25 protein-coding genes are annotated in these 25652 nt (G+C 64.9%); 12 read left to right on the top strand and 13 right to left on the bottom strand.

Annotation, left to right across the window (positions count from 1 at the left end; translation table 11 throughout):
* Positions 1 to 11 precede the first annotated feature (11 nt).
* Positions 12 to 518 carry a hypothetical protein gene (locus tag NLM33_RS03965; protein ID WP_254094840.1) on the top strand — a complete coding sequence of 169 codons (507 nt, stop codon included), beginning with the start codon at positions 12 to 14 and terminating at the stop codon, positions 516 to 518.
* Positions 519 to 709: 191 nt separating this feature from the next.
* On the top strand, positions 710 to 2053 hold the full coding sequence (locus NLM33_RS03960; RefSeq protein WP_254094839.1) for a hypothetical protein: 1344 nt from the start codon (positions 710 to 712) through the stop codon (positions 2051 to 2053).
* Here the strand turns inward: NLM33_RS03960 and gmk are convergent.
* From gmk to fabD, 7 genes are all read right to left on the bottom strand, one after another.
* On the bottom strand, positions 1986 to 2645 hold the full coding sequence (gene gmk, locus NLM33_RS03955; RefSeq protein WP_254094838.1) for a guanylate kinase: 660 nt from the start codon (positions 2643 to 2645) through the stop codon (positions 1986 to 1988). The genes NLM33_RS03960 and gmk overlap by 68 nt on opposite strands.
* A gap of 3 nt (positions 2646 to 2648) precedes the next feature.
* On the bottom strand, positions 2649 to 3536 hold the full coding sequence (locus NLM33_RS03950) for a YicC/YloC family endoribonuclease (protein WP_254094837.1): 888 nt from the start codon (positions 3534 to 3536) through the stop codon (positions 2649 to 2651).
* A gap of 197 nt (positions 3537 to 3733) precedes the next feature.
* Positions 3734 to 5002 carry an endolytic transglycosylase MltG gene (gene mltG, locus NLM33_RS03945; protein ID WP_254094836.1) on the bottom strand — a complete coding sequence of 423 codons (1269 nt, stop codon included), beginning with the start codon at positions 5000 to 5002 and terminating at the stop codon, positions 3734 to 3736.
* 124 nt (positions 5003 to 5126) lie between these two features.
* Entirely contained in the window at positions 5127 to 6392 is a 1266-nt protein-coding gene (gene fabF / locus NLM33_RS03940) for a beta-ketoacyl-ACP synthase II (protein ID WP_254094835.1), read from the bottom strand.
* Positions 6393 to 6497: 105 nt separating this feature from the next.
* Entirely contained in the window at positions 6498 to 6737 is a 240-nt protein-coding gene (locus tag NLM33_RS03935; RefSeq protein WP_027522576.1) for an acyl carrier protein, read from the bottom strand.
* Positions 6738 to 7047: 310 nt separating this feature from the next.
* Entirely contained in the window at positions 7048 to 7785 is a 738-nt protein-coding gene (gene fabG, locus NLM33_RS03930; RefSeq protein WP_254094834.1) for a 3-oxoacyl-[acyl-carrier-protein] reductase, read from the bottom strand.
* Between the two features lie 10 nt (positions 7786 to 7795).
* Positions 7796 to 8767: an ACP S-malonyltransferase gene (gene fabD, locus NLM33_RS03925; protein ID WP_254094833.1), complete on the bottom strand. Its 972-nt coding sequence runs from the start codon at positions 8765 to 8767 to the stop codon at positions 7796 to 7798.
* A gap of 305 nt (positions 8768 to 9072) precedes the next feature.
* Between fabD and NLM33_RS03920 the strand changes: the two genes are divergently transcribed.
* Entirely contained in the window at positions 9073 to 10323 is a 1251-nt protein-coding gene (locus NLM33_RS03920; protein WP_254094832.1) for a GGDEF domain-containing protein, read from the top strand.
* Here NLM33_RS03920 and NLM33_RS03915 read toward each other — a convergent pair.
* Positions 10320 to 11345 (bottom strand): fatty acid desaturase family protein, encoded by a 1026-nt coding sequence (locus NLM33_RS03915; RefSeq protein WP_254094831.1) that lies wholly within the window; start codon positions 11343 to 11345, stop codon positions 10320 to 10322. The two genes, NLM33_RS03920 and NLM33_RS03915, sit on opposite strands and share 4 nt — an antisense overlap.
* A 3-nt stretch (positions 11346 to 11348) precedes the next feature.
* Positions 11349 to 12053, bottom strand: coding sequence for a TetR/AcrR family transcriptional regulator C-terminal domain-containing protein (locus NLM33_RS03910; RefSeq protein WP_254094830.1), 705 nt, complete (start codon positions 12051 to 12053; stop codon positions 11349 to 11351).
* A gap of 494 nt (positions 12054 to 12547) precedes the next feature.
* Between NLM33_RS03910 and rpsF the strand changes: the two genes are divergently transcribed.
* The 4 genes from rpsF (at position 12548) to rplI (ending at position 15063) form a co-directional block, all read left to right on the top strand.
* On the top strand, positions 12548 to 13057 hold the full coding sequence (gene rpsF, locus NLM33_RS03905; protein ID WP_254094829.1) for a 30S ribosomal protein S6: 510 nt from the start codon (positions 12548 to 12550) through the stop codon (positions 13055 to 13057).
* A 5-nt stretch (positions 13058 to 13062) separates the two neighbouring features.
* On the top strand, positions 13063 to 13302 hold the full coding sequence (gene rpsR, locus NLM33_RS03900) for a 30S ribosomal protein S18 (RefSeq protein ID WP_212371059.1): 240 nt from the start codon (positions 13063 to 13065) through the stop codon (positions 13300 to 13302).
* A gap of 126 nt (positions 13303 to 13428) precedes the next feature.
* A complete protein-coding gene (locus tag NLM33_RS03895) occupies positions 13429 to 14409 on the top strand; it encodes a DUF2232 domain-containing protein (RefSeq protein WP_254094828.1) in 981 nt (326 codons plus the stop codon).
* 48 nt (positions 14410 to 14457) lie between these two features.
* A complete protein-coding gene (gene rplI, locus NLM33_RS03890; protein ID WP_254094827.1) occupies positions 14458 to 15063 on the top strand; it encodes a 50S ribosomal protein L9 in 606 nt (201 codons plus the stop codon).
* A 157-nt stretch (positions 15064 to 15220) separates the two neighbouring features.
* Here rplI and NLM33_RS03885 read toward each other — a convergent pair whose 3' ends face one another.
* Entirely contained in the window at positions 15221 to 16288 is a 1068-nt protein-coding gene (locus NLM33_RS03885) for a hypothetical protein (protein WP_254094826.1), read from the bottom strand.
* Positions 16289 to 16576: 288 nt separating this feature from the next.
* On the opposite strand from NLM33_RS03885, the gene NLM33_RS03880 reads away from it, so the two are divergent.
* Entirely contained in the window at positions 16577 to 17827 is a 1251-nt protein-coding gene (locus NLM33_RS03880; protein WP_254094825.1) for a cyclopropane-fatty-acyl-phospholipid synthase family protein, read from the top strand.
* 9 nt (positions 17828 to 17836) lie between these two features.
* On the opposite strand, the gene NLM33_RS03875 is transcribed toward NLM33_RS03880, so the two are convergent.
* Complete coding sequence (locus NLM33_RS03875) at positions 17837 to 18034, bottom strand: transcriptional regulator (RefSeq protein ID WP_254094824.1); 198 nt, start codon at positions 18032 to 18034, stop codon at positions 17837 to 17839.
* A gap of 551 nt (positions 18035 to 18585) precedes the next feature.
* Here NLM33_RS03875 and NLM33_RS03870 point away from each other — a divergent pair.
* Both NLM33_RS03870 and alr read left to right on the top strand, forming a co-directional pair.
* Complete coding sequence (locus NLM33_RS03870; RefSeq protein WP_254094823.1) at positions 18586 to 20091, top strand: replicative DNA helicase; 1506 nt, start codon at positions 18586 to 18588, stop codon at positions 20089 to 20091.
* A 145-nt stretch (positions 20092 to 20236) separates the two neighbouring features.
* Positions 20237 to 21529 carry an alanine racemase gene (gene alr / locus NLM33_RS03865; RefSeq protein WP_254094822.1) on the top strand — a complete coding sequence of 431 codons (1293 nt, stop codon included), beginning with the start codon at positions 20237 to 20239 and terminating at the stop codon, positions 21527 to 21529.
* Positions 21530 to 21677: 148 nt separating this feature from the next.
* Here the strand turns inward: alr and NLM33_RS03860 are convergent, their stop codons facing one another.
* Positions 21678 to 21893, bottom strand: a complete 216-nt coding sequence (locus NLM33_RS03860) for a cysteine rich repeat-containing protein (RefSeq protein WP_254094821.1) — start codon at positions 21891 to 21893, stop codon at positions 21678 to 21680.
* Between the two features lie 40 nt (positions 21894 to 21933).
* Here NLM33_RS03860 and NLM33_RS03855 point away from each other — a divergent pair, with 40 nt between their 5' ends.
* The gene (locus NLM33_RS03855) at positions 21934 to 22704 is read left to right on the top strand and encodes an exodeoxyribonuclease III (protein WP_254094820.1); all 771 of its coding nucleotides are present in this window, start codon (positions 21934 to 21936) and stop codon (positions 22702 to 22704) included.
* A 304-nt stretch (positions 22705 to 23008) separates the two neighbouring features.
* On the opposite strand, the gene NLM33_RS03850 is transcribed toward NLM33_RS03855, so the two are convergent.
* A complete protein-coding gene (locus NLM33_RS03850; RefSeq protein WP_254094819.1) occupies positions 23009 to 24148 on the bottom strand; it encodes a sensor histidine kinase in 1140 nt (379 codons plus the stop codon).
* 130 nt (positions 24149 to 24278) lie between these two features.
* Between NLM33_RS03850 and NLM33_RS03845 the strand changes: the two genes are divergently transcribed.
* Entirely contained in the window at positions 24279 to 25622 is a 1344-nt protein-coding gene (locus tag NLM33_RS03845; RefSeq protein WP_254094818.1) for an IS1380 family transposase, read from the top strand.
* Positions 25623 to 25652 lie beyond the last annotated feature (30 nt).

The raw sequence follows: 25652 nt of genomic DNA, 5'->3' as shown, positions 1-25652 counted from the left end.
TTGGATTTGCCATGCCGAACGCCATTCGCAGCAGGATTTTCCTTACATCTCTCCTCATCGCTCTCGGCCCGTGCTCGGCGCTGGCGCAGTCCGGCAGCGCCGGCGGCTCGATCGGCAATGACGACAAGTCCGTGTCCGGCTCGCGTTCGCAGGACCGCTCGGCCGACCCCTCCCCGCCCTCGCGCAAGAGCAAACCCGACGCGGACGAGCCGCGCTCGTCGAGACGCAGCGGTGGAAGCGCTGGAGGTGGCGGCGGCAGCGGCGGTTTCGACGGTGCCTGGGCTGTCACCAGCGTCGGTTGCGGGGGCACGACCAGCGGCGCGGTCGTCGTGACCTCCGGCCGCGTCATCGGCGAGGGCGTCAGCGGCCGTGTCAGCGCGGGCGGCGCGGTCTCTACGTTCGGCCGGGGCCAGGGCGTGACCTACACGGGCTCCGGCCGCCTCTCGGGCCGCAGCGGCTCGGGAACCTTCCGCCGCTCCGATGGATGTTCGGGAACGTGGACCTCGGTCAAGCAATAAGGCACGTGATAGCCTGAGGGCATTTAATAGGTATTAGGCCGAGACGAAAATTGTTCATTTTCGCGGCGGAACGAGCGCCGCGCAGGCCCGATTTAGCCTCATCCTCTCCGGATTTGCGGCTCATTGCCACCCAACTCTTTGACGAGAAGGGGACAGTGACGTGTTGCGTAAGGCGTAGCCGGGAGACCAGGATGGGCAACCGAACCGCGAAGTTCATTTCCGCTCTGTTTGCGAGCATCATTGCCGGCATACCCTTAAGTGCTGAATCGCAGAACGCGCCAGGCACCCCGGCCGCCGCAGACGCGCAGAATGCGCCGAGCGCATCGAATTCCGCCGACGATTGTCTGCGCGCCCCGAAGGGCACAGCGCCTGAGGGGCAGCATTGGTACTATCGCCTCGAGCGCGGAACCAAGCGGCAGTGCTGGTATCTGCGCGAGGAAGGCACGAAATCGGCCCAGAGCGCGCAGACGACGCAGAGCGCGCCGGCGACGCAGAGCACGCAGGCGACGCAAAGCGCGCCGGCAACCGCACCCGCGCAGAAGGCCGACAAGCCTGCGCCGCGCTCGGTGCAGGACGCGCGCGCCGAACTCACGGCACAGAGCCCCGCTCCCGACACGACCGCATCAATCCCGGCGCCGAGCGCACCTGGCACGCCGCCCGCAACGCTTCAGCGTCAGGTCGCGGCGAGCGATGCCGACGCAGGCCAGCCGACCGTCGATGCGCGCTGGCCCGACCCGAACGTCTCACCCTCGCCCGCCCCGCAAGCCGCGCCTGCGCCAAAACTCGCCGATGCGCGACCCGCGCCGAAACCTCAGGCTTCGGCCTCCGCCGGCACGATGACGCTCGCCTCGGCCGATGCCCCGCTCGAAAAGCCGACCGGTTCGCTCCAGACGCTGCTGCTCGTCATCGGCGGGGCCCTAGCGCTCGCCGGTATCATCGGCAGCGTGATCTACCGCTTCGCCGGTGCACGTAAGCGCGCCCGGGCCAGCGAGGGTCGCCATCGCGTCAATTGGGACAAAAGGGAGCAGCCCGCAGACAACACCCGCGCGCCGTGGGCGGACGCGGCGGGAAGCACTACGCTGCGCACCGAGCGTCTGCGCCCGGTCGATTTCGGTTTCGCGTTGGCGCAGGCGAACAAGGCGGCGGTCGCGAGCAATCTCGACGCGCAGGAAGCCGGCAGGGACGGTCTGGAGGAAGACTTGTCGGAAGACCTGAGGAAGCGTTTTGCGCAAGACTTGACGGCCAAAGACGAAGGCTTGGCGGAAGACTTGAACATCGAAGAGTGGGCCAACGAAGACTTGGCCATCGAAGACTTGAACATCGAACCCAAGGGATCGACAGAACCCCGACTCGCGGCACTCGAATTCGACACTCATGCGACTGACGCCGATGCCGACGCGGTCGATATCGATGCGATCACCGCGATCCTGGAACGGCTGGCGAAGGAAGGCCCGCGGCTGGCGCCGTCTAGCCCTGAAGCTGACCTTGCAGACCTCGTACAAAGCCAACGACGCCAATCCGCCGCTCGCGCTTGAGGCGCTCGGCCTTCAGGATCGACTGCACCTCGGAGAAGGCCTCATCGACGTCGTGGTTGATGACGATGTAGTCGTACTCGGCCCAGTGGCTCATCTCATGGCTGGCGCGGCTCATCCGCTTGCGGATCACATCATCGGAATCCTGCGCGCGCGAGTGCAGGCGCTTCTCGAGATCGGCCGCCGAGGGCGGCAGGATGAAGACGCTGACGACGTCGGCGCGCGCCTTCTCGCGCAGCTGCTGCGTGCCCTGCCAGTCGATGTCGAACAGCACGTCCTGCCCCGCCGACAACGCGGCCTCGACCGGCGCGCGCGGCGTGCCGTAGCGGTTGTCGAACACGGTCGCCCATTCCAGCAATTCGTCATCCTTCACCATCGCCTCGAAGCGCGGCTTGTCGACGAACAGATAGTCGCGGCCGTCGACCTCACCGGGCCGCTTCGCGCGCGTGGTCGCGGAGACCGACATCTTCAGTCCAGGCATCCGCTCGATCAACAGCCGCGACAGCGTCGTTTTGCCCGCGCCGGAGGGTGAGGACAGCACGAACATCAGTCCGCGCCGCTCGACACCATCAGTTCCGTGACCGCCCTTCGTCATCGATCACTCCAGATTCTGGACCTGCTCGCGGAACTGCTCGACCACGTTCTTCATGGCGAGCCCCGTATTGGTCAGCTCGATGTCGTTCGACTTCGAGCAGCAGGTGTTGACCTCGCGGTGAAACTCCTGCGCCAGGAAATCGAGCTTGCGCCCGATCGGGCCGCCCTTGCCGATCAACTCGCGCGCCTGCGCGACATGGGAGGCGATGCGGTCGAGTTCCTCGCGGATGTCGGCCTTGGTCGCGATCAGGATCGCTTCCTGCATCAGGCGATCGGAATCGAAGCGATCGGAGGTGTCGAGCAGCATCGCGATCTGCTCGGCGAGTTTTGCCTTGATCGCCTCCGGCTTGCGCCCGGGCGCGGCTTCCGCCGTCTTCGCGAGTGCCTCGATCTCGTCCACGCGCTGGATCAGGATCTGGCTAAGCGAGGTGCCCTCGCGCTTGCGCATGTCGACGAGCTCGGCGAGCGCCTTGTCGAAGGCTTCGGCCGCGGCGGTGCGCGCCGCCTTGTCCTCTTCCTCGTTGCCTTCGGGCTCGGCGACCTCGATGACGCCCTTGATGGCCAAAAGGCCGTCGATGCTCGGCGCCACCGCGTCGACCTTGCCGGCGATCTGCGAGGCGGCCTTCAGCACGGCTGAGAGCACGTCCTCATTGATCCGCACGGTCGCCACGGCGTTGGCGCGCTTGACGTTGAGATTGGCGTAAACCGTGCCGCGCGACAAAATCTCGCCGGCGCGTTTCTTGGCGTGCGCTTCGAGCTCGTCGAAGCCCTGCGGCAGCCGCACGCGCAGGTCGAAGCCCTTGGCGTTGACAGACTTCAATTCCCATTCGAACGTATACGGCCCGCTCGCGCCGTGGCTTCGGGCAAAGCCGGTCATGGACGACAGCGCCATCGGGTGAACTTCTCCGGACAGATGAGATTCGCAAAGCCATCAAGGCACGCGAATCTTAAGACTATTTTGCCCCAAAGTGGAATCCGTAACCACCGCAGGTCGGGGTTGCGGCCCTAAAGCGCGATCAGATCAGGATGAGTCGTCATCGCGCTTTAGGTTATTGTTTGCGCATGATCTTTTCGGAAAAGGATCATGCCTTAGCGCTGGATAACCTGCGGCGAGGGTTGCGCCGCCCCCTGGCGGGCCGGGGCAGGATTGGCCGGGCGCGTCGCGGGCGGCTTCTTCTGCTGAGCCGGCGGCTTGGTGGTCGCGGTCGGAGCGGTGTCGGCGGGCGCGGCCGCGGCCGGCGCCTGGGCGTCGTCGGCCGGCTCCACCGTATCGTTCTGGATCTGCTTCTCCATCGCGCGCAGCTTTGCGACGTTCTTCTGGTGCGCGTCGTAGGTCTCGGTGAAGGCGTGGCCGCCGGTGCCGTCGGCGACGAAATAGAGGTCGCGGGTCCGGGCCGGATTGGCGGCGGCCTCCAGCGAGGCGCGACCGGGATTGGAGATCGGCCCCGGCGGCAGTCCGTCGATCACATAGGTGTTGTAGGGCGAAGGCTGGGTGATCTCGCTGCGCTTGATCGGGCGGCCCAGCGTGCCCTTGCCGCCGACGAGACCGTAGATGATCGTCGGATCGGACTGCAGCTTGATCTTCTGTTTCAAGCGATTGACGAACACGGCGGCGACACGGCTGCGCTCGTCGGGCTTGCCGGTCTCCTTCTCCACGATCGAGGCGAGCGTCACCAGCTGCTCCGGCGTCTTGATCGGAACGTCCTGGTTGCGGCGTTCCCAGATTTCGGCGAGCACGCGCTTGTGCGCCTGCTGCATGCGCTGGACCACCTGCTCGCGCGTGGTGCCGCGCGGGAACTTGTAGGTCTCCGGCAGCAGCGTACCCTCACGCGGCACTTCGCGCACGCTGCCGGTGAAAATGTCGTTGTCCGACAGCCGCGCCACGATCTGCTCGGAGGTCAGGCCTTCGGGAATCGTCACCGCATGCTGCACCACCTTGCCTTCGACGATGGTGGCGATGACGTCGCGCAACGAAGCATTCTTCTGGAACGAATATTCGCCGGGCTTGAGGTCCGAACTCGCCTTCAGCGCGAAGACGCTGGCGATGAATACCCAGGGATTGACGTCGGTGACGCCTTCCTTGTTCAGGGTGTCGGCGATGTCGCGTTTGCCCGCACGCGAGGGGATGTTGACGATCTTGTCTTCCTGGAGCGGCCCCGCCGCCTCGAGCACCTGCCGGCCGTAATAATAGACCGCGCCGGCCCCGAGCATCGCGATCAACAGGATGGTGATGATGGCGTTGCCGACCACCACGAAGGGATTGCGCGCGCGGTCCGACCGCTTCGGCGGCGGCGGCACCTGTTCAGGCTCCAGCGCAGCACGCGGACTTCGGGGCGAAATGGGCGGCCTCTCACTCATCGAAAACCTGAATCCTGCCGGTTCAATCGCAGCCTGACAACCGTCTGCCCGGCCAATAGCACACGCCCGCAACTATGACTTATCGCCGAATGAGGCAAAACGGTGGATTCGTCTCAAACGCAAGCTAATTGGCCAGACGCCTGACGATCACCGATGCATTGGTACCGCCAAAACCGAACGAATTCGACAACGCCACGTTGATCTCGCGCTTCTTCGCCGCCTGCGGCACGAGATCGATCGCAGTTTCGACCGACGGATGCTCGAGGTTGATGGTCGGCGGCGCGATGTTATCGCGAATCGCGAGCATGGCGAAGATCGCCTCGATCGCGCCTGCTGCACCGAGCAGATGCCCGGTCGAGGATTTGGTCGAGGACATCGCAACCCTGGACGCGGCATTGCCGAGCAGCCGCTCCACCGCGCCGAGCTCGATCTCGTCGCCGACCGGCGTCGAGGTGCCATGCGCGTTGATGTAGTCGAGATCGGACGGCGTCAGCCCGGTGCGCTTCAACGCGGCCGACATGCTGCGGAAGCCGCCGTCTCCATCCGGAGATGGTGAGGTGATGTGATAGGCATCGCCCGACAGGCCGTAGCCGATCACCTCGGCATAGATCTTCGCGCCGCGGCGCCTGGCGTGCTCGATCTCTTCGAGGATCACGACGCCGGCGCCCTCGCCCATCACGAAGCCGTCGCGATCCTTGTCATAGGGACGCGAGGCCTTCTCGGGCGTCTCGTTAAAACCGGTCGACAGCGCGCGTGCCGCGTTGAAGCCGGCGATGCCGATGCGGCTGATCGGCGATTCCGCGCCGCCGGCGACCATAACGTCGGCATCGCCCAGCGCGATCAGACGGGCGGCGTCACCGATCGCATGCGCGCCGGTCGAACAGGCCGTGACCACGGAATGGTTCGGCCCCTTCAGCCCGTGCTCGATCGAGACGTAGCCGGAGGTGAGATTGATCAGCCGCCCCGGAATGAAGAAGGGCGAGACCCGGCGCGGCCCGCGCTCCTTCAGCAGGATTGCAGTCTCCGCGATGCCGTTGAGGCCGCCGATGCCGGACCCGATCAGGGTGCCGGTCGCGCACTTGTCCTCTTCGCTCTCGGGATGCCAGTTGGCATCGTTGAGCGCCTGCGTTGCCGCAGCCATGGCGAAGATGATGAAGTCGTCGACCTTGCGCTGGTCCTTCGGCTCCATCCACTGGTCGGCATTGAAAGTGCCGTTCGAACCGTCGCCGCGCGGCACGACGCAGGCGATCTTGGTCTGCAGATCGGAGACGTCGAATGTCTCGATCTTGCGCGCCCCGCTCTCGCCGTTCAGGATACGCTGCCAGGTCGGCTCGACACCGCAGCCGAGTGGCGACACCATGCCGAGGCCCGTGACGACAACTCGTCTCATATCCCAAAACTCCGGTTCTCAAGGACACGCGGCCGATAATAAGAAACCGGTGGACCGCTGGCACGATCCGTCCGGTTTCGTCGTTCGACCGCGGATTTTGGAGCCTTAGCTCTTCGCGTTCTTCTCGAGAAACTTGGTGGCGTCGCCGACGGTGAGAATCGTTTCCGCGGCGTCGTCCGGAATCTCGCAACCGAACTCTTCTTCGAACGCCATCACCAGCTCGACGGTGTCCAGACTGTCGGCGCCGAGGTCGTCAATGAAGCTCGCGCTGTCGATAACCTTCTCGGGCTCAACACCAAGGTGTTCGACCACGATCTTCTTAACCCGTTCGCCAATGTCACTCATTGCTTAACCTCGTGTTGTTCCCTGTAGACCCGACCCCCCGGGACGATACGAGCCGTCGTGGTCGTTTTACTGCCTTTGCGTACGAACTTGATTTGGCCCCATCCTAGCCGATGCAGGGCCCGGCGAACGACGGCCAAGGCTCCGCATCGCCAATATACAGGGTTTCAAAAACCTGCAATGGCGTTCTTTGCCCATCCGTTGAAGGTCCGGTTATCATACTTCAATTGCCTTGACTACAAGCCTCAATTCGCTTCGGAAACGGCCGTTTGCCGCATCTGGTCCGCCCGGCCCTCGGCCGGCCGGATTACGTTCAGATCATGGCCATGCCGCCGTTGACGTGGATGGTCTGGCCGGTGACGTAGCCTGCTTCGTTGGAGCTGAGATAGACCGCAGCTGCAGCAATATCCTCCGGCGTTCCCAGCCGGGCAGCCGGAACCTTGGTCAGAATCGTCTCGCGCTGCTTGTCGTTGAGCGCATCCGTCATCGGCGTCTTGATGAAGCCGGGCGCGATGCAGTTCGCGGTCACGCCGCGCTTGGCATATTCGGCGCCGAGCGTCTTGATCATGCCGATCAGGCCGGCTTTCGATGCGGTGTAATTGCCCTGTCCGGGATTGCCGGTGACGCCGACCACCGAAGTGATCGCGATGATGCGGCCGAAGCGCTTGCGCATCATCAGCTTGGTCGCGGCGCGCGCGAGGCGGAAGGTCGCGGTCAGGTTGACGTTGATGACCTCCTCCCAGTCCTCGTCGCGGAGCTGCACGAAGAGATTGTCGCGCGTGATGCCGGCATTGGCGATTAGGATGTCGACCTGTCCCATCGCGGCTTCCGCCGCGGGCACCAGCGCCTCGACCTCGTCGGCCTTGGAGAGATTGCACGGCAGCACCTGCACGCGCTCGCCGAGCTTGCCGGCAAGCTCGTCCAGCACCTCTTTCCGCGTCCCCGAAATCGCAACCGTGGCGCCCTGCGCATGCAGCGCCAGCGCGATCGCGCCGCCGATGCCGCCGGTCGCGCCGGTGACGAGCGCCTTCCTGCCAGTCAGATCGAACATCGATAGCTCCTCACCCCTGCTTCGCGGCAGCCAAGGCATCCTTCAAGGCGTCCTTGGCCGCGGCAATATCGTTCGGCCCGCCGACGGCCATGCCGACGGCGCCGTCGGCAATGCGCTTGACGAGACCCGTCAGCACCTTGCCCGCGCCGATCTCGAAGAAGCGCGTGACGCCCTGGCCAGCCATATAGGAGACCGACTCGCGCCAGCGCACCGTGCCGGTGACCTGCTCGACCAGACGGCGGCGGATCTCGTCGGGATCGGTGATCGCGCTCGCCAGCACGTTGGAGACCAAGGGCGCCGCGGGCGCCTTGATCGTGACCTTGGACAGCGCCTCGGCCATCGCATCGGCGGCCGGCTGCATCAGTTTGCAATGGAACGGCGCGGACACCGGCAGCAGCATCGCGCGCTTGGCGCCCTTGCCCTTGGCGATCTCGACGGCGCGATCGACCGCGGCCTTGTCGCCGGAGACCACCACCTGACCGCCGCCATTGTCGTTGGCGGCTTGGCAAACCTGGCCCTGTGCCGCCTCATTGGCGACCTCGATCGCCGCCTCGTAGTCAAGGCCGAGCAGCGCGGCCATCGCGCCGGCGCCGACCGGGACGGCTTTTTGCATTGCGAGACCGCGGGTGCGCAGCAGCCGCGCAGTATCGGAAATCGTCAGGCTCCCGGCCGCGGCCAGCGCCGAATATTCGCCGAGCGAGTGCCCGGCGACGTAAGCCGCATCCCGTCCCACGGAAAAACCGGCCTCGGCCTCCAGCACGCGCAAGGTGGCGAGCGAGACCGCCATCAGGGCCGGCTGGGCGTTTTCGGTGAGCTGGAGGGTCTCGGCCGGGCCATCCCAGATGGTTGCCGTGAGCTTTTCCCCAAGCGCGGCATCGACCTCGTCGAACACAGCGCGGGCGGCAGGAAAGGCTTCGGCCAAGGCCTTGCCCATGCCGACCGCCTGGGACCCCTGCCCCGGAAATGTGAATGCTGCCGTCATCGGCGCTCCCTGGCTTGCTGAGCCTCATCAGGATCGGGCGGCCATTCTACGCCGGGCGCAGGCCGTTGTTCCCGATCATGCTCCAAAGGGGGCCGTAGACACTGACCGGGGCTGCAATGTCAAGCCGCGAGGGGCCTTTCGGCCGACGGCCGGTTGGGGACGTCGCACCGTGGAGGCCAGCTTACCGCGTCTTACGGCTTCCCCGGCCGGGCGGAAGGCGGCCCGCTCGCAAAGCGTTTACGCTGTCCGGAACTTCGCCGGCGCATTTAAGCGGCCCTCAATACCGCTTGGCCTAGGTTGCCGCCATGGCACCTCAGGCCCCACAGATTTCGACGGCTCTGCCGGCCGCCGCGCAACCGCGGCGGCCGTGGCAAGGCTATGTCGATTGGCTGCTCAGCAGTCCGAGCCGGCAACCCGACGACATCCACAGCGTGCTGCTCCAGCAGAGAACGAACAAGACCAAGACGCTGGTCGTGGCCGTGTTGGCGTCCTTGTTGATTGCATCGCTCTCCGCCGCGCTGACCGGCGCCACATGGGCCTATGCCTGGGTGGCGGCGGAAGTGGTCCTCGGCTCTACACGCCTCTACCTGATGATGAGAGCCACTGCGCGGGCCAGATCAGATGGACGGGCCGCGGCGACCGGCACGCCGATCTGGGCCGGACTAGTGTCCGTCGTCCTGATTTCCGCCGGCTGCTACCAATGTGTCGCCTCGGGCGAGTTGCCGCTGATCCTGATGGCCGGCATCGGGCTTGCAAATCTGGTCGGCGGGATTGCTTCGCGAAACGCCGGAACGCCGCGTTACGGCATCCTCATGATTTGCATCCTGACGCTGCCCTTCGCGCTTGCCACCATCCTGTCGCCGATCCCGTTTCTGTTCGTCATCGGTGTGCAAACGCCGGTCTACACCGCCGGAATGATCTTCCTGCTGCTGGAAAATCACAAGATCCTGCTCGACCTCCATCACTCCGAGCGCAACAACCGCCTGATGGCGCATCACGACCTGCTCACCGGCCTGCCCAACCGCGCCTTCAATTTGAAGCTGTTCTCCGAACTGCTCGACGGCCCGTGGCCGGAGGCAACGTCACGAGCCTCAAAGCTGACCGTGTTCTGCGTCGATCTCGACGGCTTCAAGGGCGTCAACGACAGGTTCGGGCACGCGGCAGGCGATGCCGTCCTCGTCGCCGTGGCCAAGCGCCTGCGTGCCAGCGTGCGCGACGTCGATTTCGTGTGCCGCCTCGGGGGCGACGAATTCGTCGTGCTGCTACCCCACATCACCGACGGCGAAGCAGCTCTCGTCGCGCAGCGAATCATCTCGCGCGTCTCGGAGCCGTTCGAGTTCGCACCAGCCGCCCGCGTCGGAGCCAGCATCGGTCTCGCATCGGCGCCGCGCGACGGCGCGACCGCCGACGAATTGCTGAGCGCCGCGGACCGCGCGATGTACCAGGCCAAGCGCCGCGGCAAGGGCGGCTTCGTGATTCACGCCTCCGGCGTCGAAGAGATCACCGAGACGGTGACGCTCGTTCCTGCGGGGGAATCCCTGGCGCTGGCCGACTAGAACCCGCCGGCTTTCTGATCCGCGCCGACTTCGGCACCCGCCTGCGCGCGGCGAACGCTGCTGACCAATTGCCCGGGACGATCATCACGGTTTGGCTTGGCCGTCGCGAGCCGCAGCACGGCAAGATAGTTCGGCTGCACCTCCATGCGGCCGGCATGCCGGCTCTCGCTCAGCAGGCGATGCACCTTGGGCAAATTGTAGCAGGGTACATAGAACAAGAGGTGATGCTCGAGGTGATAGTTCACGTAATAGGGCGCGATGAACAGGCGCTCGAGAAAATTGGCGTGCGTGGTGCGGGTGTTGCGCAGGGGATCGTGACTGTCGGGGACCACCGCATGCTCGGCGATGTTACGGATGCGGGTGATGACCATCTGCCAGGTCAAAAGCGGCACCAGCCATAACAGCGGATAGGCCCACCACACGCCGGCGGCAGCGAGCACTGCAAACAGAAGCGCATTCGTCACGCATTGCGGCCCGAGCTTCTCCCAGAAATGCGCGGCGCGCTGCGACCACGGCCAATCCTTCGGACCGAGCGCATTGAGCAGTTGTGCCTTGCGCTGCTGGTAGCCGGTCTGTCCGGTGAGATCGCGGATGAACTTGCGACGGTAGCTCAGCTTGGTGATGGGGAATGGCGCCGACAGCACGAGATCGGGATCGTCCTCCTGCTGGGTGCGTGCGTGGTGCTGCAAATGATAGCGGCGATAGCTGCGCGTCTCCGCGAAGAGCGGATAGGCGCAGAACCATTGGCTCAGCGCCAGATTGGTCTTTTCATCGGGTGACAGGCAGCCATGCGCGCCGTCATGCATGAGGATCGCCAGGCCCAACTGGCGCGATCCGATGATCGCGACCGCGAGAATATAGGTCAGTGGATTGGGCCACCACGCCACCAGTGCGATCGCAGCCGCGATCAGAGCCCAGGCGTGCGCGATCAGTGCGGCGCCCTTCCAGGTGACGCGCTCGCGCACGTCGACGAGTTGATCTTCGGTCAGGAAATCGCGGGCACGCATGCGAAGCGCGGTCATGGCCTAACTCTCCCCATCCGTTTCTGTTGATGCGTCGCGATCCCCGACGAGCAGCAGGCGCGCAGCGGCGCCCGCTGCTTTCGCCTGCTCGCCCAGCACGCGCAGCATCTCTGCGCACAGCTCATCCGGCGAGCGGCCCATCGCGTAGCCTTCCACGATGACGCCGATCGCCACCGCCCAGAACCTGCGCGAGCTCTCGTCGGGCGCGCGCAACGTTCGCCAGCCGTGGCGCTCGACCTGGGCGGCATAGGCGCGTGCGCCCTCGGCGTGCAGCCGCTCGATGGTGCGCTCGACCAGCGGCGCGAGATCCTGTCGCCGCCGCGTCAGCGTCAGTGCTTCGGCGAAGAACGCCACCGAATCGGTCGCCGTCACCGTCTGCGCGAGCGCATGCGTGTAGGCCTGTGGCGTGTGCACCTTCAGCGCCGCCTGCTCGGTGGCGCGCGCCAGATACAGGAGATCGCGGCAGGCGCATTCGACGAACAGCGCCTCCTTGGTGCGGAAGTAATAGGTGATCTGGCTCGGAAAGGCGTTCGCGGCGGTCGCAATGTCGGAAATCGAGGTCCCCGAGAGCCCCTGCTCCTTGAACAGAGGACTAGCGGCATCGAGGAGCAGCGAGCGCATCTTGCGCCCCGCCGAACGGGTGGCCCGGGCAGCATGCTTCGGGTCGCCCCGAGCCGCTTCCACCGCACCTTTGACAGATTTGGCCATCGGCTCCTCCCGTCGTTTATTTGTATGCTATACAAACAAATAAATCAAGACGAAGCAGCATGCGGCTTTGGATTGCTCTGGAATCGAAAGGGGCCGCTCCTGAGAGCGGCCCCTTGCCGGTAAAAATGGTTTCGAGATGAAATTCAGCCCCGGCAATCGCAAGCCTACAACTTTCTGCAAATTCTGGGGATTCCGTACAAGCGCGGTGTTCCCGCACCGGAACCGCGACAACCCTGTTCGCCCGCGGGTCTCCAAAACCCGTCCGCCGAACCTTGCAAAGCCGGCCAAAATCCGTATAAAGCGCGCCAACCGCAGACCCCGGCCGGGAGCTGAACGGACGGTCTCAGCAAATTCACTTGTTGATTTTGATGTGGCAGGGCCAGTCGGCCCGTCGTCCCGTGTTTCCGCCTTCTGAGCTTAATCCCAGAGTCCTTTCCGAAGGTCTCTTAAGGGCTTGACGCCGGGCGATGCGCCAACATGAGGAAAGGACTTCCATGCCTCTTTACGAGCATGTTTTTCTCGCGCGTCAGGACGCGAGCCCGCAGCAGGTTGAAGAACTGACGGCCCAGATGACCGGTATCGTCGAGGGTCTCGGCGGTAAGATCACCAAGACCGAGAACTGGGGCGTGCGCTCCCTCACCTACCGCATGAACAAGAATCGCAAAGCGCACTTCGTGCTGCTCAACATCGACGCGCCGTCCGCGGCGATCGCCGAGATCGAGCGCCAGGAGCGCATCAGCGAAGACGTGATCCGCTATCTCAGCGTCCGCGTCGAGGAGCTCGAGGAAGGCCCGTCCGCGATGATGCGCAAGGCCGACCGTGACCGCGAGCGCGACGACCGTGGCGGCGGCTTCCGTGGCGATCGTGAAGGCGGTGGCTTCCGTGGCGACCGCGAGGGTGGTTTCCGTGGCGGCGATCGCGACGGCGGTGGCTTCCGCGGTGACCGCGGCCCGCGCCGTCCGCGCGAGGACGCTGAAACCACCACGACGACGGATGGGGAGTAAGAACAATGGCTGAAGCTGGTGCACGCCGTCCGTTTTTCCGTCGCCGCAAGAGCTGCCCGTTCACGGGCACCAACGCGCCGAAGATCGACTACAAGGATTCCAAGCTGCTGATGCGTTACGTCTCCGAGCGCGGCAAGATCGTGCCGAGCCGCATCACGGCCGTGTCCGCCAAGAAGCAGCGTGAGCTCGCCCGCGCCATCAAGCGCGCGCGATTCCTCGGCCTCTTGCCCTACGTGATCCGCTAAGACGCTACGACCGGCGGCCCCAAGGCCGCCGGTCGTATTATTCAAACTCATAAGGCTTCCGGGTCGTCCGGTTGCCGATGGTTGGGGCGAAACGCCTCTAACCGCTCGAAGGGAGCGGGACAGCTGATGATGGCACTTGTACTCATTGCCCTGATCGCCGGCGCTGCGTCGGCCCTGATGTTCGCCTCGATCGTCTCGGGCGCGCTGATCTCGCTCGTCCTGTTCTACCTCTCGCCCCTGCCGCTGATGGTCGCCGCGATCGGCTGGGGACCGCTGTATGCGAGCCTTGGCGGCATCGCCGCCGCGATCGGCCTTGGCGCGATTTTCGGCCTGCCCTACTGCCTCGCCTTCGCCGTCACGGTCGCACTGCCGGCCTGGTGGCTCGGCCATCTCGTGCTGCTCGGCCGCCATACCACTCCTGCCGTGATCACGGCGGGCGCCGAGCCGCCGGCCGAGCCCGACATCGAATGGTATCCGGTCGGGCGGATCCTGCTCTGGATCGCCGGCTTTGCCGCGCTGGTCACGATCGCGGCGTTGCTCACGCTCGGCAGCGATGCCGAGGGCATCACGACCTCGCTGCGTCGTGGCTTGATGCGCATCCTCCGCTCGGCCGATCCGCAACTCTCCGGCGATACTGACCAGTTCATCGACGCGCTGGCGACCGTCGCACCGGCCGTTGCCACCATCGTTTCGATGATGACGCTCACCCTCAACCTCTGGCTCTCGGCCAAGGTGACGGCGACGTCGGGACGGCTGCGCCGTCCCTGGCCCGCGCTGATGACCGCCGAGCTGCCGTCGATGACGCTCGCCGTGCTGTGTATCGCCATCGCCTTCTGCTTCGCCGGCGGGCTGATCGCGATCGCCGCGCAGATCATTACGGCGGCGCTGATGATAGCCTATGCGCTGACCGGCTTCGCCGTGCTGCATACGCTGACGCTGGCGCTGAAGAGCCGCGCCTTCTGGCTCGGCTCGACTTACGCCGTCGTCGTCGTGCTCGGATGGCCCGTGATCGCGATGATCGCGCTCGGGCTTGCCGATGCCGTCTTCGGCTTCCGCGAGCGCTTCCTACGCAACCGGCCGCAACCGCCGCCACTGCCGACCCCTTAAGTTCAACCCGTAAATCCCAACTCACAGCACTTCAAAAGGAGAACGATTATGGAAGTCATTTTGCTGGAACGCGTGGCCAAGCTCGGCCAGATGGGCGAAGTCGTGAAGGTTCGCGACGGCTATGCCCGCAATTTCCTCCTCAAGCGTGGCAAGGCGTTGCGCGCCACCGCCGACAACCGCGCCAAGTATGACGGCATGAAGGCCGACCTCGAGGCGCGCAACCTCCAGGCCAAGGGCGAGGCGTCCAAGGTCGCCGAGAAGATCGCGGGCCGGAACATCATCGTGATCCGACAGGCGTCCGAAGCCGGCCAGCTGTTCGGCTCGGTCACCGTGCGCGACGTCGTGGTGGCGTTCGAAGCGGACGGCGTTGCGCTCGCTCGCCCGCAGGTGCAGCTCGACGCGCCGATCAAGACCATCGGCAAGCACACCATCACGGTCGCCGTCCACCCGGAGGTCGAGATCGAGGTCACCGTGACGGTTGCGCGCAGCCAGGAAGAAGCCGAGCGCATCAACCGCGGCGAGGACATCTCGACCCGCAACGAGGACCGGGATGCTGCCGCCGAGGCGATCGCCGCCGCCGGCGAGTTCTTCGATCCGGAAGCCCAGCACGACGAGGCCGCGCCGGCTCCGGCTGCGGAAGAGACCGAGCAGTAAGCCTCGCGCTCATGCGCCAAACGGAAGCCCGGCCGCCTATGCGGCCGGGCTTTTCGTTTGGGCTGCGACGTCCTCGCTCAGCATCGCGATCGAGGCCAACGCGGTAGCGGAGGCCGCGATCAGCAGCCTCCGGCGCAGTAACGAGATGAAAGTCTCTTTAGCGGGAAAGCGGCGGGGTCGGCGGGCCTGACGGCTCGACCGGAGCCGGCGGAGCCGCCGCGGTCGCAGGCGCATCCTGCGGCGCGGAGGCGCCGTTGCCGTTCGAAGAGGCATCGGCGGGCTTCACCGCGGTATCGGCCGGCTTCCGCTCGGGCGCAGCCTCGGCCGGTTTCGCGGCAGCCGGCGCGGGCGGCGTCACCTGCGGCACGGGATCAGGCCGCAGCGCGGGGGTCTGGCTGGTCGAAGGCTCGACCTTGGCGCTCTCGGGCTTGTCGGCCGGCTTCTCCGCCGGCTTGTCCTTGGTGCTGTCGGGCTTGGCGTCGGTATCGACCTTGGCGCTGTCGTTCTTCGTATCGCTCTTCGTATCGCTCTTGGATTCGCTCTTCCTGTCCTCGGCCGCGGCAGGCATGTCCTTGGGCGTTTCGCCCTTGGGCGTGTCAGTCTTAGGAGCTTCCTCGGGCTCGGGCTTGCCGCGCTTGCTCATGCGCTGCTTGGACTTGCGGCCCTCGGGGCCACGCTCATTGGTCGCCTGGCCCTCGGGCTTGCCGTTCTCCTTGGCGCCTTCCTTCGCACCGTCCTTGGCCCCCTCTTCGCTCGGCCGCGCCATTCGCCTCGAACCGGCGCGTCCGGTCTCGGATGCAGGAGCGCCCTCGCCCTCCGGCTTCGCCGCGTCCTGATGCTGACGCCGGCTGGGATGCTCGGGCTGTTGCGTGGCGCTGGAATTGGCTTCCTTGTCCTTCTCCTTGGCGCCGTCCTTCTTGTCCTTGCCGTCCTTGGCCTGGTAGCGCGTGTCGGTCGCGCCGTTGGAGACGAGATAGGATGACAGCACGCCGGCCATGTCCGAGCTCGTGGTGTAGTGCTGGCGCAAGAAGCCCGGCAGCGAGCCCGGCGGCACCGATTTGAGCAGCCCACGCGGCGACTTGTGGCAGGCATTGCAGGTCTGGGCGAAGATCTGGGACGGGCTCTTGCCGGCCTCGAGGTTCGTCGCCTGCGCAAACGCAGCCTCTGGAGCGCCAAGGCCAATCAGAAGCAACACCGTCGCGAGGCTGAGCGCTCGGCTCGACATCCCGTCATCTCCATTGAAAATACGCAAGAACGCCGGCCCGCGCGCGCAGGTGGCGCCGGCGGCGGGTCACCTTTTAGCCGATTGCGCTGCAATTGGAAGCGCGCTCATGACGCAAGGATGTGATCGCGCGTTTTGCGAATATCGGCTTTGAACACAACGCAATAGCAGGTTCGGGGCCGGCTGATTAGCTTTCCATGCGGATGCATAGGAACCAATGCGGTTCCGATGCGTCGGTGTGACAGCGGGGGTTAGTCGCATCTTTTCGGGTTCGCTCGACAGGATGGTTCTATGGACCGTTTGTTGCGTGGCTTCCTGACGAAGTTCATCCGCCGCGGAACGATGACGGTGACGACCGCAGGCGGCGCAAAATTCACATGTGGCGACGGCTCCGGCCAGCACGTGGCGGTCCGCTTCGTGACCGCCGAGGCGCAGCGCAAGATCCTGCTCAATCCCGAACTCGGGCTCGGCGAGGCCTATATGGACGGTGAGTTTGTCGTCGAGGCCGGCACCATCGCTGATGCCTTGGCGATCCTGCTTGATCAACCCGACATGGTGCCGCAGTGGGCGAGGCCGCAATGGCACCTGCGCTACCTGACGCGGCATCTGAAGCAGTTCAACCTGCGTGCCCGCGCCAGGACCAATGTTGCCCGTCATTACGATCTCGACGGCCGGCTCTATTCGCTCTTCCTCGACGCCGACAAGCAATATAGCTGCGCCTATTTCGAGACGCCGGACAGCTCGCTCGACGACGCCCAGCTCGCCAAGAAGCGGCATGTCGCGGCGAAGCTCTTCATCAAGCGCGGCCAGCGCGTGCTTGATATCGGCTCCGGCTGGGGCGGGCTCGGCCTCTACCTCGCCGAGATTGCGGGCGCCGACGTCACCGGCATCACGCTCTCGACCGAGCAGTTGCAGGTTGCGAATGCTCGCGCGGCCGAGAGGAGCCTGACCCGATCGGCCCGGTTCCTGCTGCAGGACTATCGCGACATCGACGGTCCGTTCGATCGCATCGTCTCGGTCGGCATGTTCGAGCATGTCGGCGTCAAGTTCTACAACACCTATTTTGAGCGCTGCGCCGAACTCCTCGCCGAGGACGGTGTCATGCTGCTGCATTCGATCGGCCGTTCGCAGGGGCCGGACTCCACCAATCCCTGGATCGCCAAATATATCTTTCCCGGCGGCTATATCCCGGCGCTGTCCGAGGTGCTGCCCGCGATCGAGCGCGCGGGGCTGCTCGTCTGCGACATCGAGATCCTGCGCCTGCACTATGCCGAGACGCTGAAGGCCTGGCGCGAGCGCTTCATGGCGCGGCGCGAGGAAGCGGTTCAGCTCTATGACGAGCGCTTTGCGCTGATGTGGGAATTTTATCTGGCCGCCTGCGAGATGACCTTCCGCAAGCAGGGCATGATGAACTTCCAGGTCCAGCTCACCAGACGCCAAGGCGTGGTGCCGGTGACCCGCGACTATATCTCCCGAGAAGAGGAGCGGCTGCGCAGCCTGGAAAGCGGTAGCAAGCCGAGGCTGAAGCTCGCGGGCGAATGATAATAGAGGCTAGTGGCGCAGGTGCGAGGCTGGATAGAGCAGCGAGGCCGGCAGCGCGAGCTGCGCACGGAATTGCGCCAGCGTCTCGGGCAGCAGCTTGGACCGCTCAGATTCCGGGCGGGAGGCGTCCTCCATGGCCGCGATAAGCGCCGACAGCCAGATCCGGCTGCCTGCCTCGCTTTTCCACGTCTGCAGCTCCTGCCGCATGGTCGCCTCGCCTCCTCCTGACGCTCGCGGACCGGATCAATTCGCTGCCCGCCGGCCGGTTCCAAGCCTCACCCGAAAGATTCCGGGGTTCTGTGATCTGCTTCACAAAGTGGTGGTCGGAATTGTCCTAGACCGTCACTATGAGCAAGAAGATCCAAACCTCCTTCGACGTGCAGGACGATCTCGGCACCGACTATGCCTTGATCGCCACCGGCGTTGCCGCCGCCTTGGTTGCGCTGGTCTACCTCCTGATCGTCTGAACAGTCGGCCGGCCAGCGCGCCGCATGATGCGCGCCTGCAAAATAGGTCTGCGCGCCGACATATAAGGTTCACATCATCCGGATTTTTCCGTGGCCCGGCCTGAGCGAGATCAAGGCGCCGAGGCGAATTCCGCAAAACATCAGTCAAGCATCGCGCATGCTGCGGCTGCTAACCATCCACCATTTTAAAGAGCGGTTGATAGCGACCAGCTTTCGCTTCCGCTTTGGGAGCCGTGGGCGCTTTATCGCCGCCCCGCATCCTGCCGGAAAAGTTGCTAAGCACCTCCGACCATGGCCCTGACTGATTCGACCGTCCTGAAACTCGCGCCCGACGCGGGAACCCCCGCCTACCGGAGCGCGCCGCACAATATCGAGGCGGAACAGAGCCTTCTGGGCGCCATTTTGGTCAACAACGACGCCTTCTACCGCGTCTCCGACTTCCTCGAGCCCAAGCACTTCTTCGAGCCGCTGCACCAGACGATCTTCGAGACCGCCGGCAGCCTGATCCGGATGGGCAAGATCGCCACCCCGGTGACGCTGAAGACGTTCCTGCCCTCCGATACCGACGTCGGCGGCATGACCATCGGGCAATATCTGGCGCGGCTTGCGGCGGAAGCGACCACCATCATCAACGCCCAGGACTACGGCCGCACCGTCTACGACCTGTCGTTGCGGCGCGACCTGATCGGCATCGGCGAGGACATGGTCAATGTCGCCTATGACGCGCCGGTCGACTTCGCCCCGCGGGCGCAGATCGAGGACGCCGAGCGGCGCCTCTACGAGCTCGCCGAGTCCGGCCGCTATGACGGCGGCTTCCAGAAATTCTCGCAGGCGCTGACGGTTGCGGTCGATCTCGCGGCGAAAGCGTTCCAGCGCGACGGCAAGCTGTCGGGCATCTCCACGGGCCTGCGCGACCTCGACACCAAGATGGGCGGCCTGCAGCACTCCGACCTCATCATCGTCGCGGGCCGCCCCGGCATGGGCAAGACCTCGCTTGCGACCAACATCGCCTACAACGTCGCGCAAGCCTACGTTCCAGAACTTCAGGCCGACGGCACCATGAAGGCCGCCAACGGCGGCGTGATCGGCTTCTTTTCCTGCGAAATGTCGGCCGACCAGCTCGCCACGCGTATCGTGGCCGAGCGCACCGGCATTCCCTCCTCCCACATCCGCCGTGGCGGCATCTCGGAAGCCGATTTCGAGAAGATCCGCCAGGTCTCGATCGAGCTGCAGTCGCTGCCTTTCTATGTCGACGCGACCGGCGGTCTGTCGATCGCCCAGCTCATGGCGCGCGCGCGGCGGCTGAAGCGGCAGAAGGGCCTCGATCTCCTCGTGATCGACTACATCCAGCTGCTGTCCGGCTCGGGCAAGCGCGCCAGCGACAGCCGCGTGCAGGAAATCACGGAGATCACGACCAGCCTGAAGGCGCTGGCGAAGGAGCTCAACGTCCCCGTGATCGCGCTGTCGCAGCTCTCGCGTCAGGTGGAATCGCGCGACGACAAACGGCCACAGCTATCCGACCTGCGTGAATCCGGCTCGATCGAGCAGGACGCCGACGTCGTGCTGTTCGTGTTCCGCGAGGAATATTACCTCGCCATGAAGGAGCCGCGCCCCGGCACCGAGGAACACGCCAAATGGCAGGGCGACATGGAACGCACGGCGGGGCGCGCCGAAGTCATCATCGGCAAGCAGCGCCACGGCCCGACCGGCACGGTCGAGTTGCACTTCGATGCCTCGGTCACCCGCTTCGGCGACCTCGCGCATGACGGCCAGATCCCGGATCGCAGCGACTACTAGCCCTGGGCATGATCCGGAAAAGTGTGCAGCGGTTCTCCGAAAAAGATCATGCTCAAGCAACGAGGCAGAGCGCGATGATCTCATCGCGCTCTGGGTTGCTCGGGTTGAACCGCGCTCACCTCTTGCGTAAAACGACGCCATGACAATGGCGTCCGACCCGAATCTCATCCCGCAAACCGGCCTCCTCTCCGAGGAGGCCAACCAGGCCGCGGCGCTTGCCGTCTATGGCGGCGTGCTCACCGTCGACCTCGACGCGATCGTCGCCAACTGGCGCAAGCTCGAGAAGACCGCGGTGCCGGCCGAATGCTCGGCCGTGATCAAGGCCGACGCCTATGGCTGCGGCACGGAGCCGGTGGCGCGCGCGCTCCACAAGGCGGGTTGCAAGACCTTCTTCGTCGCGACGATCGAGGAAGCGCGTGCCGCCCGCGCGGCGGTGCCGACCGCGACGATCTATGTGCTCGGCGGCTATTTCCAGAACACCGGCGAGCATTACGCCAAGATCGATTGCCGTCCCGTGATCGGCGATCTCAACGAGCTCGCCGAATGGGACGTGTTCTGCCGCCGCACGGGCTGGACCGGGGGCGCGGCCATCCACGTCGACACCGGCATGAACCGGCTCGGGCTGACGCTCCAGGAGGCGCAGGCCATCATCCCGCGCATCAATGCCGGCGATCACGGCATCACGCTGGTGATGAGCCATCTGGTCTCCGCCGAGCAGCTCAACAGCCCGGTCAACGCCAAGCAGCTCGCGGCCTTCCGCAGCATCGCGAGCGAATTCGCGGGCGTGCCCGCGGCGCTCGCCAATTCCTCCGGCATCTTCCTGGGCGCCCCCTTCCAGTTCGACCTGGTGCGGCCGGGAGCGGCGCTCTACGGCGTCAACCCGACGCCGGAGGCCGACAATCCGATGCAGCCGGTGGTCGATCTCAAGGCCCGCATCGTGCAGATCCGCACCATCGAGCGCGGCGAGACGGTCGGCTATGGCGGCACCTGGAGCGCGCGGCGCCCCACGAAGCTCGCGATCGTCGCGGTCGGCTATGCCGACGGCTATTTCCGCGCCGCCAGCTCCAATGACGGCACGCGCGGCGCCGAGGTGATCGTCGCAGGCAAGCGCTGCCCGGTCGCGGGCCGAGTCTCCATGGATCTGATCGCGATCGACATCACCGATCTGCCGCCGAACACGGTGCGGCGCGGCCACATGGTGACGCTGCTCGGCGAAGGCATCACCGTCGACGAGCTCGCGCATCATTTCGGCACCATCGGATACGAGGTGCTGACGAGCCTCGGCCATCGTTATGCCCGGGTCTACAAGGGCGGCAATGCGCAAGCGCCGGTCGAACAGCCGGCTCTCGCGCAGGTCGCCGCGACGTCCGCCGCCGAACCGCCCGCGCCCCCACCGCTGACGGAGCAGCCGGCGAGCCCGCCGCCGCTGCCAACTTAGTCAACACTCTCGTGCCCCGGACGCAGCGCAGTGCGCCGCCCTTCGCGGCGTAGTGCGCTGCAGAGCCGGGGCCCAGCGTTTGTGGTGAGATGGGTCCCGGCTCTGCGTCGCACAGCTTCGCGCTGCGCCGCGTCCGGGACACGAGACTTTACTTCTTCCGGCTATCCAGCGCCTTCTTGCAGGAGGCGCTGAGCTGGTCGCGCTTGCCGTTGAGGCACGCGACGATGCCGCCGCCCGGTGCGATGCCGGCGCAGAATTTGTCATAATCCGCCTTGCAAGCGCCGCGCTGATCGGACGATTGTGCCAGCGCGGGCCCGGAGAGCGCGACGGCGACTGCGATAGCGGCAAAATTCAACTTGGACATTGTCTCTCCGGTTTGCGGCGTGAGGAGCCATCAGCTCTACATGAAGATTGCGACATTCAACATCAACAACATCAACCGTCGCCTGCCCAACCTGTTGACCTGGCTGCGCGCGGCGAATCCCGATGTCGTCGCGCTCCAAGAACTGAAAGCCACTGATGGCGAATTTCCGGCCGCTGCGATCGCGAAGGCCGGCTACGGCGCGGTCTGGCGCGGACAAAAGACCTGGAACGGCGTCGCCATTCTCGCGCGCAACGCCGAGCCCGTGTTGACCCGCGACCGCTTACCCGGCGACGCTGACGACAACGAGGCGCGCTACATCGAGGCTGCTGTGCGCGGCATCATCGTCACCAGCATCTACTTGCCGAACGGCAACCCGCAGCCCGGGCCGAAGTTCGATTACAAGCTCGACTGGTTCGTGCGCCTGAAGCGCCACGCCAAGACCTTCCTCAAGCAGGACCTGCCGGTCGTGCTCGCCGGCGACTACAACGTCGCCCCGGCCGCGCTCGACATCTACCCGACGAAATCCTGGGACAAGGACGCCCTGATCCAGCCCAGGAGCCGCGCCGCGTTCGCCTCACTCGTCACACAAGGCTGGTGCGATGCGCTCCGCACGCTGCATCCCGAAAAGCGCATCTACACCTTCTGGGACTACAAGCGTAACCGCTGGCCGCGCGATGCCGGTTTGCGCCTCGATCACCTCCTGCTCAGCCCTGCCCTCGCCCCGCGCCTGACCAAAGGCGGCGTCGACAAGCAAGTCCGCGGCGAGGAAGGCGCGAGCGACCACGCGCCGGCGTGGGTCGTGCTGAAGTAGGGCGTGGAATCATAAGCCGTAGCCGCAACGCCGAATTGCGGATAGCGGACATGCTGCAGACATGTCAAAACGACGCGAATGACCCAGAGCAGTCATAGGCCGCATAGAGATCCCGCAGCGACGCCGTAGCCGGCGCAACGTGCTATGGTCCCGTCGGAATTTGATGCTGGCCGAAGTACAAGCTTCCACTGGCGTGACGGGGGCGACTGCGATGAGCACGACGTTCAGGGCCGGAGCGCACGACGCGTGACGATAGTTTCGAGAATTTCGCGGATACTGGCAAAGCTGGCTTTCACTCCCTTGCTTAGGCTAGAACTGCGACGCGAGACGTCGCATGGCTAGGTGTAACCAAGGGAATTGCCATGCAAACCGACGTGCCCTTCCCGGGAGCAGAGATGAGCGTGATCCGACCGCCCAGTTGCTCAGTTACAAGATTATGGACGATATAGAGGCCGAGCCCGGTGCTGCCTTTCGCCCGCCGCGTCGTAAAGAACGGGTCGAACACATGACGCTGAATTTCCTCCGGGATGCCGCATCCGTCGTCGGAGAAACTGATCTCGATCTGGTCGAAGCCTACGCGAGTTGCTTCGATCAGCATGTTCCCGCCACGTCCGTCGGCAAAGCCATGCGTAACGGCATTAAAGATCAGATTTGTCAGCACTTGTCCGTAAGCGCCGGCGTAGCTGTCCAGGATGACGTCGGAGGGTATGTCGATCGCCAAGGGGCTGCGAGGCTTAGGGAGGCCCGGCATTACGCTGGCCACTATCTGCTCGGTCGCGAGTCTCAGATCAAATCTGCGGCGATCAGCATGGCTGCGATCGATAGCAACCTGCTTGAACGCTTGAATCAGCTCCCCGGCGCGTTCGAGATTCGACACCAGCTGATTGGCTGCGTCGCGGTTACCATTAGCAAACTCCGTGAGCAACGAACGGCGGACCGGACCTGAGAGGATTTGATGTCCAAACTTGCTGCAACGTTGCGCGAGTGTTGAAGCAACCGTCAGGCTGATGCCGATGGGGCTGTTGAGTTCGTGTGCGACACCCGCGACGAGGCGTCCGAGTGCGGCGAGTCTCTCAGACTCGATGAGATAACGCTGGGTTTCGCTTGCGCGGAGCGCTGCTTCGGCGATCCTCCTCTTGTCTCGTATTTCGGCAAACAGTGCCGCAAGAAGCGACGAGCCGATGGTCACGAGCAGAATGCTGACTTGCGCGGCGAGAACACGCTCCCCTAACGAAAGAGCAGGATTGCCAAAATAGCCAATGCCAAAGGTAGTGGTCCAAACGATCGAAAGACTAACTATGAAGGCCGCGGCGGCAGCAAACACTGGCCGGCATCGCGCCGCAAGCCACAACATCGGGGCAAACAAAACGGCGACCGGCCCAACGTTCGCCAGCAGGTCCGACCGTAGGAAAATGGCAAGTGCGCTTACGAGTGCAAGTGCCACGACTGTTAGCCCGTCTTATTCGCGAGAGGGCGCCTGAGAGGCTGGCGAGCGTGGTGTAAAGCGCTGATGCGGCGTAGGATTCGGTTGCGAAGCCAACCCCATCACCTCAACCGCGAACGCCACGCCCGCCATGACCGATGATACGATTCTGCCCTTCTCGTTTCCAGCCGTTCACGCCAAGAAAGTCACAGCTGCCTTCGATGGTGGACGCCTAACCTCGAATGGGGGCGTGATGCTTCTGGCGATGGCCGAGCGGCGTCTCGGTTTGGCCGACAATTTGGCCCGGGTGTTCCCGGATCGGCGCGATCCGACGCGGGTCGTGCACAGCCTTGTCGATATGTTCCGCGCGCGCATGTTCGCGATCTGCTGCGGCTACGAGGACGCCGACGACCTCGATCATCTGCGGTCCGATCCCGCATTCAAGCTGGCCTGCGGACGGCTGCCGGACAGCGGTCGCGATCTGTGTTCCCAACCGACGCTGTCGCGCCTGGAGAATGCTCCGCGCCTGCGCGACGTGATCCGACTGACCTACACTTTGGTCGACGCATGGATGGATAGCTACCCGCGCGAGCCGGCATCCGTCACGCTCGACATCGATGATACCTGCGATGTCGTCCACGGCCATCAGCAGCTCTCGCTGTTCAACGCTCATTATGACGAACGCTGCTTCCTGCCGATCCACGTCTACGACACGGAGAAGAGCCGGCCCGTGGCGGTCGTGCTGCGGCCCGGCAAGACGCCGGGCGGCGTCGAGGTGCGTGCCCATCTGCGCCGCCTGATACGGCATATCCGGACGCGGTGGCACAAGACGCGAATTACGTTCCGTGGCGACGGGCACTATGCTCGGCCGGAGGCCATGACGTGGTGCGAGAACAACGGCATCGACTACATCTTCGGTCTGTCCGGTACCAAGCCTCTCGCCAGAAAAGTCGACGAGGTCGCCGACGACGTTCGCACGCGACGCGCCATCGAGAACCTGCCTGTTCTGCGCGGCTATACCGAGACGCGCCACAAGGCAAAGTCCTGGGATCACGAACGGCGCACTGTCGCCCGTATTGAGGCGACGATGCTCGGCCTCGACATCCGCTTCGTCGTCACCAGCCTCGATGTCGGCTCGGCCGAGTGGATCTACGACAGCCTGTATTGCGCGCGCGGCCAAGCCGAAAATCTGATCAAGCTGCATAAGACGCAGCTCGCCTCCGATCGCACCAGTTGCCGTTCGGCGCTCGCCAACCAGGTCCGTCTCGTTCTCCACACCGCCGCTTATTGGTTGATGCTTACCGTGCGCGGCGCCATTCCCAAAGTCCGGGAATTGGCCACTGCCGAGTTCGCGACGCTGCGTCTTCGTCTCTTGAAAATCGCAGCCCGGGTCATCGAAACCGCGAGCCGCATTCGCCTTGCGTTCGCCGCGGCATGCCCCGAAGCCGACCTCTTCCGCAGCTTGCCCGGCGCGCTGCTCCCGCTCGGTCCGTAACCGACCGGGCCTGCGCCCGCTCACCCGCCC

This window comes from Bradyrhizobium sp. CCGUVB1N3 (assembly GCF_024199925.1).
GTDB lineage: Bacteria > Pseudomonadota > Alphaproteobacteria > Rhizobiales > Xanthobacteraceae > Bradyrhizobium.
Note: the sequence above shows the minus strand (reverse complement) of the source record. Positions and strands in the feature narration are given on the sequence as shown.